Source organism: Rhodanobacter aciditrophus, from assembly GCF_042679525.1.
GTDB lineage: Bacteria > Pseudomonadota > Gammaproteobacteria > Pseudomonadales > Marinomonadaceae > Marinomonas > Marinomonas aciditrophus.
The window spans coordinates 16409-29857 of record NZ_JBHTMN010000009.1; the positions used below are offsets into that span (position 1 = coordinate 16409).

Below are 13449 nucleotides of genomic sequence, written 5' to 3' on the forward strand. Positions count from 1 at the left end.
CAGCATTTTATTCCATGGCCTATGATGCCATACAGGGCCAATTCTGTAATCTTTGCGCAAGCGTTTAGTGCTTTTCTTGCCGCCACAAACAAAGGCCGAGTACAATCCGGTTAATCTTTACATTTTATTTTAGGAAAACAATCCTTGACCAAATTACAGGATGCACTGGCAACACTAGACCAATTTATGGCAACACGTGACAGCCAGTCCGCAATTACTTTCCATCGAGGCGTAGAGCGTGAAGCCCTGCGCGTTTCTCGCAAAGATGGCCGTATCTCTCAGGCTGCGCACCCTAAAGCTTTGGGCTCAGCTTTAACGCACCCGTCCATTACCACGGATTATTCCGAAGCTCTGATGGAGTTCATCACCGGTGTGCACAGCTCTGTTGAAGGAGTTATTGATGAACTGAGCGAGATTCACGCTTACACCAACCGCGTATTAGACGATATGGATGAGTGTTTATGGCCAGGCAGCATGCCCTGCGCGCTGGAAAGTAATGCTGAAGTGCCTATCGCCTACTTTGGGGAATCCAACTCAGGTAAGCTCAAGCGTGTTTACCGTGAAGGCTTATCCAATCGCTATGGCCGCATCATGCAATGCATTGCAGGCATGCATTATAACTTCTCATTCAGCGATGACTTTTGGGTTTTCCTAGCGGATTTTCACAAGGTCGATATTTCGACTTCCGCTGCATTGCAGGCATTCAAGTCAGAACAATACTTTGCTCTGATTCGTAACTTCCGCCGTAAATCTTGGATTCTGTCCCTACTATTTGGTGCATCTCCCGCAATCGACACCAGCTTTCTACCGGCTAAGCCGGACAAGCTCAGTGAACTTGGAGAGCGAACTTGGGCAGGACAAAATGCCACATCATTACGCATGAGCAACATTGGCTATCAAAACAAAGCTCAAGACGGTTTGTTTGTTTGCTACAACGATGTCAGTACTTATATAGATACCATTAAAGGTGCCTTGCGTACCCCTTACCCGGCCTACCAAAACCTTGGGGTCAAGGTAGATGATACCTACAAGCAGCTTAGCCATAACATTCTGCAAATCGAAAACGAATACTATAGTGATATTCGTCCTAAGCGCGTCACTCAATCCGGGGAACACCCCAGTGCGGCCCTGCAACAGCGAGGCGTTGAGTACATTGAGGTACGCATCATGGACTTGGATCCAAGCTCGCCGATTGGCATGAATCCAGAAACCCTATATTTCTTAGACACTTTCTTAATGTGCTGCATGCTTCATGGAGATGAGAAACTGGGCATGGAAGAATGCCAGCACTTACGTAAAGCTCAGCAAGAGATAGCTACCCATGGACGAGAGTTGGACGCAGAGTTTGAGTTTGGTTTTGGCCCGGTTGCCTTGCGCGAGAAGGCGAATGAAGTCCTAGCACACATGCAAGAGATCGCTAATTTTCTAACAAAGCAAACAGGCAACCAAGCTTATGTTGAAAGTGTCGCTATGCAGCAAGCTAAACTCACTCAGCCAGACACTTTGCCGGCAGCCAAACTGATTGAGCAATGCAAGACACAAGGCAGCTACCAAGAGGCCATGCTAGAGGCAGGCAAACAGCAGCAACAAGGCTGGTTAGCACAACCCCTTTCAGACGCTTTGATTGCCAAATTTGAAGACTGGGCGACCACGTCTATCGAAGAACAAGCTCAGATTGAAGCCAGTGATGAGGTCGACTTCGACACCTTCCTTGAGCAATACATGCGCCCACAGTAACACCGCCACCAATGAAAAAGCCCGATGATGTCATTCACATCATCGAGCTTTTTAAATCTTAGTAACGACTAAAGATTCACTGGAATCTCGTCTGGGCGTTCAAGTTCTAGCCATTCAGCTAATTTGAAGCGCAGCTCATCCACCCCTTCGCCGTTCAAGCCTGAAAACATCTGTGCAGAGGCTTCAACGCCACGGGCGGCCATTTCTTTCTTCACCTTCAACATGGTGGATTTCGCTGGCCCACGTTTTAACTTATCAGATTTAGTGAGCAATGCGTGAACCTTCACACCGTTGCCTGCCGCCCACTCTAGCATCATTTCATCAAACTCTTTAAGGGGATGGCGAATGTCCATGACCAACACCACACCCACTAATGAGCGGCGATTCATCAGGTAATCCTGCATATGGGCTTGCCAGTTTTGCTTCATGGCAACCGGCACTTTGGCAAAACCGTACCCCGGCAAGTCAACCAATCTACGATCATCAACGTTGGTGCCGAAGCTGTTGATCAACTGAGTACGCCCAGGCGTTTTAGACGTACGCGCAAGCTTGCGCTGCCCTGATAAGGTATTCAATGCGGTAGATTTACCAGCATTAGAACGCCCAGCAAATGCCACCTCTAGCCCTTGATCTAAAGGACATTGGGAGAGTTTCTCAGCACTTTTGATGTAATAGGCTGATTGGAAAATTGAGTCAAATGGCGTCATAGATTGATATCAGTCAATGGAGAATTGTATAGCGTTATCGCTGTTTGCACAGTTGTATATAATGCAAGCCTCTTTCACTTACTGCATCATCAGGCCGTGCCCTTTTCATAGTGGTAAGCATAACAGAAAACGAACCACTTTTATGCCAGAAAAGATCGCCTTATATCAGTTAGAAACCAAATCAACATGCAACTTATTCGACACGGTCGATCTTTTAAGTACGGCGATCTAAAAATCAGGGGCTATACTAGGTGCCTAAATAAACAGTCTGCTTATAAAAACCAATTTATCACGGGATTTATGTTGTCATAGTCAAATAAACTTGCTGGAATAAACGAACTTTTTGATTTAACTAGCATCCTAATACCATCCATAGCACTTGGATGCTATTAACATGTCTTATTCTAGGAGCACTTCATGAAAAAGCTGATCTCAGCATTATTCCTTGTTTTTATGTTGCCGTTTGCAAGCGCTTGGGCACAAGATTACAGTGATGGAAATGGCTATACGACCATCAAAACACCTGTTCGTACGACTAACCTTGACAAAATAGAAGTGGTAGAAATTTTTTGGTACGGATGCCCACACTGTTACGCTCTTGAACCCTACACTCAAGCTTGGAAAAAAGAGCTTCCAGCAGATGTGGAGTTCAAATTCTTGCCAGCCGTATTTGGTCGTAACTGGCTAGCCCATGCCAAGGCTTTCCACGTTGCCGATCTATTAGGCATTGAAGACAAGATTCACAGTGACATGTTTAATGCGATCCACCAAGATCGTAAACGCCTAAACAGCGAAGATGACCTAGCGGAATTTTTCACTCAATATGGCGTGTCTGAAGACGAGTTCCGTAAGCAATATGATTCGTTTGCTGTGAATAGCCGTCTGTCACAAGCGGATTCTAAAATCCGTGGTTACGGTGCACGAGGCGTACCAGGAATTGTAGTAAATGGTAAATACCTAGTGACAGCAGCAACAGCAGGCGGGAATAATAACATTTACTCAGTGGTCGACTTTTTAATCGAAAAAGAGCGCCAAGCAAAATAAAAACTTAGGATACATCTATGGATCCAGCTCAGGATAAGCTAGTAGAAGCACTACGAAAAGCCATTTCCCGAACCAGCATACTGGCTGAGGGAAACGATCCAGAGCTGGACATAGCCCTCCAGTCTGTTCGCACGGATATTGCGAAGACCAATGACCCCAAGGTCGTCCAAAAAACACTTCAATCCCTCGACCCTTTTGTTCTTAAATTCGATGAAGACAGGCTGGCTCGAGCCCAAGCGTTTCGTGGCGCACTGCTGGATTTAATTGACACCTTGGATGAATACCCTGATCGGCAGGTTCCCCTGTTTGATAAGAAAGAACTTGAATCCGCCATCCGTAGCCATTGGCAATCCATAACCAAATGGCCCGAGCTGCTGACCAAAACCATTTCATTAGTACAAAAGACTCTGGCCACGCCAAGAGAAGAGCGCAAACAATCTCTCATTAAGCGCCTATTCAGCCAACGCAAAGCCCCTAATCCCAATACGACGGGCACTGAAATCATGGCCCATGTCAGTCACACCCTAGCGGGTTTGCTGACAAACATTGCCCTACCCGAGAACTACGAAGAGCAAATTTTAGATCTTAAACAGGCCCTAACCGGCAACAATGACTTAAACCAGCTACCAGGCCTGCTGGATGAAGTAATTAACCTCATTATGGTGGCAGTGGGCAAAACCCAAGAAGACCTCACTAGCTATTTAAGCCAGCTGAACAAGCAATTGGCCAGCATTAACGCCTCTATTGTTAGTAACTACAAAGTTCAGCGAAATATCAGTAATAACCGCAAAAGTTTCAATGACGAGCTACAACAGCACGTCGAAGACACCCACATAGACGTTAGAAATGCGACCAACCTCGAATCCCTAAAATCTTTGATTAATAGCCGAATGAGCACCATATCTCAAACCATGGAGCGCTATCAGGCACAGATGGCGGAGCAAGAAAAAAGCGCCGCGCAATCCATCTCCATGTTGAAAAGCAAAGTCAATCGCATGGAAAAGGACGCCTCCAACTTACGCAACGACATGCAGCAAAAAATCGCCCAAGCCATGTCCGATGCACTCACAGGCCTCCCCAATCGCAGTGCTTATCAAGAAGCTATTTTCCCGCTGTTAACGTCTTCTGTGAAAAACCAACAGCCCCTTTGCATGGCCATCTGCGATATCGACCACTTTAAATCCATCAACGATACTTGGGGGCATCTAGCCGGAGACCGTGTTCTCAAACTCGTCCCCCGTCAGATGCAAAATGCCTTGGGTAAAGAGCATCTACTGTTTCGTTACGGCGGTGAGGAATTCGTCATCCTATTCCCGGCTACACACCTAGAGTACGCTCAAGACGTCTGTGAAAAGATCCGCACTGCTATTGAAGCCACGCCTTTCAACATGAGTGGCGACCCCGTTTCCATCACTATGTCCATTGGTCTAAGCCTATTTAATGGAAAGGAAAGTCACGAAGAGCTCTTTTCTCGCGCTGACAAAAACCTTTATCAAGCCAAAGGAAATGGACGAAATAGGGTTATTCGAGATAATTAGCATGCTTTATCGTGCAACCCTGCATGAGTCGCGGTTACAATACTAGACAATTTCAAACATGACCGTCCGTGTCATCGCCCTACTAGGTGTACAGGAACAGATTTTATGCAAGACGATCAAAACACCACCCACTTCGGTTTCAAAGAGATTCCGACGGACAAAAAAGTTGATGCTGTCGCGGAAGTATTTCATTCCGTAGCAGCCAAATACGACATCATGAATGACCTCATGTCCGGGGGCGTACACCGCCTCTGGAAACGCCATACCATTAGCCAATCGGGCGTTCGCGCAGGCCACAAAGTGCTAGATATCGCTGGCGGCACTGGCGACCTAACCATGAAGTTCTCTCGCTTGGTAGGTAAAGATGGGCAAGTTATCTTGGCGGACATCAATGACTCCATGCTCAAAGTGGGTCGTGACAAGTTGGCCAATCGTGGAATTGTAGGCAACGTTCAGTGCGTACAAGCAAACGCAGAAGAGCTTCCTTTCCCTGATAACACCTTTGACTGTATCACCATTGCATTTGGCTTGCGTAACGTCACCGATAAATCCAAAGCCTTAGCCTCAATGCAGCGAGTACTTAAACCCGGTGGTCGATTGCTGGTGCTAGAATTCTCTAAACCAGAGTCAGAATGCTTGAGCCAAGCCTACGACCAATACTCTTTCCGCTTACTGCCATTCATGGGCAAGATCATTGCGAACGACGCAGAAAGTTACCGTTACTTAGCGGAATCGATCCGCATGCATCCGGACCAAGAAACCCTAAAAGGCATGATGGAAGACGTTGGCTTTGAACGTGTGTCTTACCAAAACATGACAGGCGGAATCGTCGCATTGCACAAAGGATTTAAATTCTAGCCATGTGGAAAAGCGCTACTCGTTCTATTCGAATCTTTCTAACGGTCCTGCGCTATCGCCTAGACGTTTTCATCCCACTTCAGTTGCTGCCTTGGTATGTTAAATACACCCTAGGTTTGTTCCTTATGGTGGGGCGAGAACGCGCCCTTAAAAATCGCGGGGAGCGTCTGCGTTTAGCACTGGAATCACTAGGCCCTATCTTTGTGAAGTTCGGGCAAATTCTGTCTACCCGAAGGGATCTCTTACCCGATGATGTGGCGGACGAATTAGCACGCCTCCAAGACCGAGTCCCCCCTTTTTCTGGCGAGCTGGCCACCAAGATCATTGAGAAAGACCTAGGGGCCTCGGTTGATGACATTTTCGATCAATTTGATAAAACACCTCTGGCTTCAGCGTCCATTGCGCAAGTACATACCGCACGCCTAAAAACCGGTGAAGAGGTGGTCGTAAAGGTCATCCGTCCTAAGATCGAGCGTACGATCCGCCAAGACATTGGCCTGCTTTACACCTTGGCTCATTTTGTCGCCAAGATCAGTGCTGATGGCCGCCGACTGCGTCCAGTTGAAGTGGTGACAGATTACGAATACACCATCTTAGACGAACTGGACCTTGCCAAAGAAGCAGCGAACACAGGCTTACTTCAGCGCAACTTCACCGATTCTGAACTCCTCTATGTGCCGCAGATTTACTGGGACTATAGCCGTCGCAACGTCATGGTCATGGAGCGAATTTCTGGGATTCCTGTGGCAGATATTGCCGCTCTAAACGCAAAAAACGTCAATATGAAGGTGCTCGCGGAGCGAGGCGTGGAGATCTTCTTCACCCAGGTGTTTTCCCACAGCTTCTTCCATGCTGATATGCACCCTGGCAATATTTTTGTGGACGCTTCGAACCCAGAAAGTCCAAAGTACATCGCCATCGACTGCGCCATCATGGGTAGCCTAGACGATGCCGACAAAAATTACCTCGCCCGCAACCTACTGGCCTTTTTTAAGCGTGATTACCGCATGGTGGCAGAGCTGCACGTAGAAAGTGGCTGGGTCCCCAAAGGCACGCCTGTCCATGCGTTCGAATCCGCCATTCGCAGTGTCTGTGAACCCATGTTCGCCAAGCCACTAAAGGACATTTCTTTCGGGCAAGTTCTACTGGGGTTATTTCAGACGGCACGACGCTTCAACATGGAAGTACAGCCACAGCTTGTATTACTCGAAAAGACTCTACTTAACATTGAAGGCCTAGGTCGCCAGCTTTACCCAGATCTAGACCTGTGGGTAACGGCTAAACCCTTCCTAGAGCGCTGGATGAGTGAGCAAGTGGGTCCTCGCCGCCTGTTCGAAGAGGTGAAAAAACAAGCCCCTGATTGGGCTGCACATTTGCCGCAGATACCAAACCTTGTATTCTCGACCATGACTCATGTTGCGAAGCAAGAAGAACGCATGCAAGAGCAAACTAAAGCGATTCAGCAATTGCATAAGGAACTGAAACGCTCCCGTAAAAACCAACCCTTCAAACTGCTTGGTATTCTATCCTTGGGAGCGGCATGGCTAACGACGGACAGCATTGCCTTAGAGCATTTAGCTCAGGCAGATATTTTGAGCCTAGCACTGTTTATAGCCGGTATTTACCTGCTAGTATTAAAACCGTAACAATTGAGAGACTATAATGAAAATCGATGTTTTGGCTGAATTAGCCACTACGTTAGCTGAACGAAAAGCTGCATCCCCTGACTCATCTTATGTTGCTAGCCTCCATGCAAAAGGCCTGAACAAAATACTTGAGAAAGTGGGAGAAGAAAGCGTTGAAACCATTATCGCAGCGAAAGATGCCGTGATCTCTGGAGACAAACAAGACGTTATCTACGAAACCGCAGACCTTTGGTTCCATACATTAGTCATGCTGTCTCACCTAGACTTGGAACCTCAAGATATTCTAGATGAGCTAGCACGCAGATTTAACTTATCTGGCTTAGAAGAAAAAGCCAATCGCACCAAGTAGGAGTAGCACACATGGGCGGCATCAGCATCTGGCAACTACTTATCGTTTTAGCCATTCTTGTATTGATCTTTGGCACCAAGAAACTCAAAAGCTTAGGCTCTGATCTTGGCGGCGCAGTTAAAGGCTTTAAAGAAGCCGTTAATAACGACGAAGAGCAGAATAAAGATGGCCAAAGCCAAGCAAAGGTCATCGAAGGCGAATCCAAAAAAGACGACAAGAGCGCTTAATCTGTGTTCGACATTGGCTTTTCTGAACTACTGGTTGTCTTTGTCGTAGGCCTAATTATTTTAGGGCCTGAACGCCTACCTATGGCGGCAAAGACAGCAGGACTTTGGGTACGCAAGATTCGCCGAAGCATACAATCGGTTCAGCGTGAGATTAACGCACAGTTGGATCAAGAGGAGTTACAACGCTCCATCAAAGAAACCAACGATCGTATCCTGCGCGAGACAGCAGACTTCCAAAAACAAGCGGAAGCCCCTGCAACACCGAAACAGACCAGCGAAGCACCATCATCAACATCTCCGCAAAACGTTGCAGCTACCAAGAGCCAATCAAGCCAAGCCGCTGACGACGTTCAAACTCGCGCATAAGCGTATTTGGAACTGTTTTCATGAGTCAAGACGAACACTCTCAGGCACCATTAGTTGCTCATCTAATCGAGTTGCGAAACCGCTTACTCAAAGCCGTTTTAGTGATTCTGATACTGTTTGCAGGCCTATACAGCTTTGCCAATGAACTGTATTCGTTTATCTCTGAACCACTACGTATGCTGCTCCCAGAGGGAAGCTCTTTGATTGCGACAGAAGTCGCCTCGCCCTTCTTGGCTCCCTTAAAGCTGACCTTTGCTTTATCTGTGCTAATCAGTATCCCTTATACCCTTTATCAGGCTTGGTCGTTTATCGCCCCAGCCCTGTATAAAGAAGAAAAAACCATTGCGATCCCACTACTCATTTCCAGTGTATTGCTGTTTTACTGTGGCGTGGCCTTCGCTTACTTTGTTGTTCTGCCCCTAATCTTTGGTTTCTTTACCTCTGTAGGACCTGGGGAAGTAGCAGTCATGACAGACATCAACAACTATTTAAACTTCGTATTGAAGCTGTTCTTCGCATTTGGTGTGACATTCGAGATTCCAGTCGCCACTTACCTATTGATCAAAGCAGGGGTTACCACGGTTGCCTCGTTATCAAAGAAGCGACCCTATGTGTTTCTAGGGTGTTTTGTCATTGGCATGTTGATCACACCGCCAGACATTTTTTCTCAAACCTTGCTTGCCATCCCAATGTGGCTACTGTTTGAAATAGGTCTAATCGCTGGGCGCAGCGTCCCCGTTGAAAAAGACGAAGAAGAAACCGAAGCAAGCCAAGCTTAAGCTAAGCAATGTCGAATGAAGCAATATCAAAAAAAGCCAGTCAGTGACTGGCTTTTTTATTACTCCAACATAAAGGTGACTGGCCCATCATTGGTAAATTCGACCTTCATGTCTGCCCCAAATTGGCCTGTTGCCACATGGGGGTATTGAGCCTTAACCTTGGCGACAAAGTCATTAAAGAGGCGCTCGCCTTCTTCTGGAATGGCTGCCGTCGAGAAGCCCGGACGCAATCCCTTTTTAGTCTCTGCAGCTAAGGTAAACTGAGAGACCAGTAACACACCGCCGTTGACCTGCTGGACATTCAGGTTCATCTTACCGTCTTCATCGCTAAACATTCGGTACTTTAAGAGTTTATCTGCCAAGCGCTGGGTGTCAGCCTCAGTATCACCTTTCTCGATTCCGACCAGCACCATTTGCCCATGTTCAATGGCACCCACTACCTTTCCGTCCACCTTAACACTTGCTGCAAGGGAACGCTGAACCAGTACTTTCATAACTCTCCTTACCCGCTCTCCAATCACCAGACAAAATAAAAGCGCCCTAAGGCGCTTCTATTCCGCTCAAGACCTTGCGGTCTATTTGCTGCTGCTCATTACAGATTAACGGCTCGCACGTTTACGTTCGTTCTCTGTCAAAAGCTTCTTACGAAGACGAATGCTTTCTGGCGTAACTTCTACCAGTTCGTCATCTTCGATGAACTCTAACGCCTGCTCAAGAGTGTGGCGAATAGGTGGCGTCAAAGTCAACGCTTCGTCTGTACCAGACGCACGTACGTTGGTCAGCTGCTTCGCTTTCGTTGGGTTAACCGTTAGGTCATTTGAACGAGAGTGAATACCGATGATTTGGCCTTCGTATACTTCTTCACCGTGACCTTTAAATAGGCGACCACGCTCTTGAAGGTTAAACAGACCGTATGACAAGGTTTTACCTTTCACCATACTGATCAATACGCCATTTTGGCGACCTGACATGTCACCTTCTTTCACTGGACCATAGTGATCGAAGACACTTGTCATGATACCAGAACCAGACGTCAAGGTTAGGAACAAGCCACGGAAACCGATCAAACCACGAGAAGGCACGATGAACTCAAGACGCACTCGGCCTTTGCCATCTGGCTCCATGTTGGTTAGCTCAGCTTTACGTAGACCAAGCTCTTCCATGATGGAACCTTGGTGCTGCTCTTCAACGTCAATAACAACTTGCTCGTATGGCTCTTGGATAATGCCATCGATCTCTTTCTGAACTACTTCAGGACGAGACACACCTAGCTCAAAGCCTTCACGACGCATGTTTTCAATCAATACAGACAAGTGCAGCTCACCACGACCAGATACGATGAATTTATCTGGTGAATCACCTTGAACAACACGTAGTGCCACGTTGTGGATCAACTCTTGGTCTAGACGGTCTTTGATGTTTCGAGAGGTAACGAATTTACCTTCTTTACCAGCGAATGGTGAGTCATTAACCATGAAAGTCATGCTTACAGTTGGCTCATCAACCGTCAATGCTGGCAATGCTTCAACGCAATCTGGGTTACATAGCGTGTCAGAGATACTCAGACCATCAATACCAGTAATACAAACGATGTCACCTGCAGACGCTTTGTCTGTATCCACACGGGATAGACCATGGTAGCCCTTAACATTTAGGACTTTACCTTTACGCTCTTTGCCATCACGTGATTTAACGATCACTTGTTGGTTTGGAGACAAGGTACCACGGGTGATTCGACCGATACCGATAACCCCTACGTAGCTGTCGTAATCCAATGCAGAAACCTGCATTTGGAACGGTGCTTCTGGATCAACCTCAGGAGCCGGCACGTTGTCCACGATCATTTGGTAAAGTGGTTCCATGCTGTCTTCTAGCGCTTCAGGATCATCACCCGCCAAACCATTTAGTGCCGATGCGTAAATCACAGGGAAGTCTAGCTGCTCTTCCGTCGCACCAAGGGAGTCAAACAAATCAAATACTTGATCCATAACCCAATCTGGACGAGAGCCTGGACGGTCAATTTTGTTGATAACAAGAATTGGTTTAAGGCCACGCTCAAAAGCTTTAGACGTTACAAAACGAGTTTGTGGCATCGGGCCGTCTACTGCATCAACCAATAGCAAAACAGAGTCTACCATCGACATTACACGCTCTACTTCACCACCGAAATCGGCGTGCCCAGGGGTGTCCACGATGTTGATGCGGTAATCATTCCATTTGATAGCGGTGTTTTTCGCTAGGATGGTGATACCACGCTCTTTCTCTTGGTCGTTGGAGTCCATGATACGTTCTGAACCCATTTCTTTACGGTCCAGTGTACCTGATTGACTTAGAAGCTGGTCAACCAGCGTTGTTTTACCATGGTCAACGTGCGCGATGATGGCGACGTTACGTAACTTACTGATATCAATAGACATTAAAATTTCTCTGCATTTAGCGACATGGAATGAGGCAACACGGCAAGCGGGACTTCGGTACGCTAACTGCCGCCTAGATTCATCATTCGGGGTAAAATTCGCGCAATTGTACCCTTATATTTATGAACTTCCTATGAAGTTCCCGAAAAAAGGCAAAATAAAATCAGCGCATTTAAGCTATTAAAAAGGGGATATGACATGGACTCAGCCAATAACCATCGACTGAGCCCCGCAATATTAAGGTAAATACACCCCAACGTTTTTATAACCTTTCGACATAAGATGCGACGCATGAATACGGCTCATCACACCCTTGCCACAATAAAGTAAGTATTCTTTCTCTTGATCCAATTCAGGCCACTTTGTCCCCAAAGTAAAGAAAGGCACATTCACCACAGGACGACCAGCCACTTTAACGGGCTTACGCTCTGCTTCATCAGGATGGCGAATATCAACGATCACTTCCTCACCAACAGGCATGCGCACGACGGGCACATCCCCTTGATACTGCTGATCGACGTCTTTAATAACATCCTGAATCGACATAACACGCGCGGTGTCCACCGCACGTTGCAGCACATCAAAGTCGAACTTGCCTTCTTCACGCTCCACTCGGTGCATTTTGGCCCGAGTCGTTGGCTTCACAGAAATCACACCACAGAACTCTGGCATGCTGGCCGCAAAAGGAGCCGTACCGATTTCCTTGGCCTTATCAATGATTTCTTGTTTATTGCTAGTGACCAAAGGACGTAATACCAGCTCATCAGTCACAGTATCAATCACTTTTAAATTCACCAAGGTTTGACTAGAGACCTGAGCAATACTCTCGCCTGTCACCAAAGCCTTCGCACTGACACCTTCCATCACCTGTGACGCGGCACGCAACATCATGCGCTTCAGTACTACACCCATTTCGGCGTTATCAACGTTATTTAAAATCTCTCCCACTACTTCTTCAAATGGAATGGTGATGAATTTAACCCCAAGGTTCGAGCCATACTTGCTCCACAAGAAGTGAGACACCTGCTTCACACCTATTTCGTGAGCATCTCCCCCTAGATTGAAGAAACAAAAGTGTGTCTTCAATCCACGACTCATGGTCATGAAAGAACTCACCGTGGAGTCATAACCACCTGAAATGAGAGACAAGACAGAATCTTGTGAACCGAGAGGGTAGCCACCTAAGCCTTCCACTCGCTGCTCGATGATCCAGACACGGTCGTCACGAATATCGATAGGCACCAAAACTTCAGGATCTTTCAATCGTACTGCTAGGGCACCACACTGGGCCTTAAGGCACCCGCCCACATGACGCTCAGCTTCCACTGAAGAGAAGTCATGCTTGCCGACACGTTTCACACGCACCGCAAACACCGAATCTTTCAATACGTCACCGTAAGATGCAGCGGCTTCCGCCACAATGCCATCAAGGTCGGTTAAGGGAAACTCACGCACATATTGGAAGTGTGCAATACCCGCAATGTTTGATAAGGACTCTGTGAAGGCATCACGTTGGTCATCACGTTCTGACAACACCTCAATGAAGTCCCAATTACCCGCCACTGTCACGTTGTCGTCATGCTCACGCAACACCAAACGAATATTGTGTCTTAGCTGTTTGACAAAGGCCTTGCGGACTGGGCGGCTTTTGATAGTAATTTCAGGGAAAAATTTAACGATGAATTTCATGAGGTGTGTGTTTTTCGTACAGTCTGATTTAAAAGGCGCACAGTATAAAGGAATCCCACACGAAACCAACCCCAAAAAGATGCACCAATAAG

The 13449-nt window shown here is 47.0% G+C and carries 13 protein-coding genes; 9 read left to right on the forward strand and 4 right to left on the reverse strand.

Annotated elements, in window-relative coordinates:
- Positions 1-144: 144 nt before the first annotated feature.
- Positions 145-1737 (forward strand): glutamate--cysteine ligase, encoded by a 1593-nt coding sequence (gene gshA, locus ACFQ45_RS08055; protein ID WP_377366497.1) that lies wholly within the window; start codon positions 145-147, stop codon positions 1735-1737.
- 68 nt (positions 1738-1805) lie between these two features.
- Here gshA and yihA read toward each other — a convergent pair whose 3' ends face one another.
- Positions 1806-2444: a ribosome biogenesis GTP-binding protein YihA/YsxC gene (gene yihA / locus ACFQ45_RS08060; RefSeq protein ID WP_377366498.1), complete on the reverse strand. Its 639-nt coding sequence runs from the start codon at positions 2442-2444 to the stop codon at positions 1806-1808.
- Positions 2445-2861: 417 nt separating this feature from the next.
- Here yihA and ACFQ45_RS08065 point away from each other — a divergent pair, with 417 nt between their 5' ends.
- The 8 genes from ACFQ45_RS08065 to tatC all read left to right on the forward strand — a co-directional run bounded on the left by ACFQ45_RS08065 (position 2862) and on the right by tatC (position 9251).
- Positions 2862-3488, forward strand: coding sequence for a thiol:disulfide interchange protein DsbA/DsbL (locus ACFQ45_RS08065; RefSeq protein WP_377366499.1), 627 nt, complete (start codon positions 2862-2864; stop codon positions 3486-3488).
- 17 nt (positions 3489-3505) lie between these two features.
- Positions 3506-5026 (forward strand): GGDEF domain-containing protein, encoded by a 1521-nt coding sequence (locus ACFQ45_RS08070; RefSeq protein ID WP_377366500.1) that lies wholly within the window; start codon positions 3506-3508, stop codon positions 5024-5026.
- A gap of 105 nt (positions 5027-5131) precedes the next feature.
- Positions 5132-5884: a bifunctional demethylmenaquinone methyltransferase/2-methoxy-6-polyprenyl-1,4-benzoquinol methylase UbiE gene (gene ubiE / locus ACFQ45_RS08075; protein WP_377366501.1), complete on the forward strand. Its 753-nt coding sequence runs from the start codon at positions 5132-5134 to the stop codon at positions 5882-5884.
- 2 nt (positions 5885-5886) lie between these two features.
- A complete protein-coding gene (gene ubiB, locus ACFQ45_RS08080; protein WP_377366502.1) occupies positions 5887-7530 on the forward strand; it encodes a ubiquinone biosynthesis regulatory protein kinase UbiB in 1644 nt (547 codons plus the stop codon).
- 16 nt (positions 7531-7546) lie between these two features.
- Complete coding sequence (locus ACFQ45_RS08085; RefSeq protein WP_377366503.1) at positions 7547-7879, forward strand: phosphoribosyl-ATP diphosphatase; 333 nt, start codon at positions 7547-7549, stop codon at positions 7877-7879.
- An 11-nt stretch (positions 7880-7890) separates the two neighbouring features.
- Complete coding sequence (tatA, locus tag ACFQ45_RS08090) at positions 7891-8106, forward strand: Sec-independent protein translocase subunit TatA (RefSeq protein ID WP_377366504.1); 216 nt, start codon at positions 7891-7893, stop codon at positions 8104-8106.
- A gap of 3 nt (positions 8107-8109) precedes the next feature.
- Positions 8110-8472 carry a Sec-independent protein translocase protein TatB gene (tatB, locus tag ACFQ45_RS08095; RefSeq protein WP_377366505.1) on the forward strand — a complete coding sequence of 121 codons (363 nt, stop codon included), beginning with the start codon at positions 8110-8112 and terminating at the stop codon, positions 8470-8472.
- Between the two features lie 20 nt (positions 8473-8492).
- Positions 8493-9251 carry a twin-arginine translocase subunit TatC gene (tatC, locus tag ACFQ45_RS08100; protein ID WP_377366506.1) on the forward strand — a complete coding sequence of 253 codons (759 nt, stop codon included), beginning with the start codon at positions 8493-8495 and terminating at the stop codon, positions 9249-9251.
- 59 nt (positions 9252-9310) lie between these two features.
- Here tatC and dtd read toward each other — a convergent pair whose 3' ends face one another.
- From dtd to thiI, 3 genes are all read right to left on the reverse strand, one after another.
- Positions 9311-9745: a D-aminoacyl-tRNA deacylase gene (gene dtd, locus ACFQ45_RS08105; protein ID WP_377366507.1), complete on the reverse strand. Its 435-nt coding sequence runs from the start codon at positions 9743-9745 to the stop codon at positions 9311-9313.
- A 105-nt stretch (positions 9746-9850) separates the two neighbouring features.
- Positions 9851-11662 (reverse strand): translational GTPase TypA, encoded by a 1812-nt coding sequence (gene typA, locus ACFQ45_RS08110; RefSeq protein ID WP_377366784.1) that lies wholly within the window; start codon positions 11660-11662, stop codon positions 9851-9853.
- A gap of 243 nt (positions 11663-11905) precedes the next feature.
- Positions 11906-13357: a tRNA uracil 4-sulfurtransferase ThiI gene (gene thiI / locus ACFQ45_RS08115; protein ID WP_377366508.1), complete on the reverse strand. Its 1452-nt coding sequence runs from the start codon at positions 13355-13357 to the stop codon at positions 11906-11908.
- Between the last annotated feature and the right edge of the window lie 92 nt (positions 13358-13449).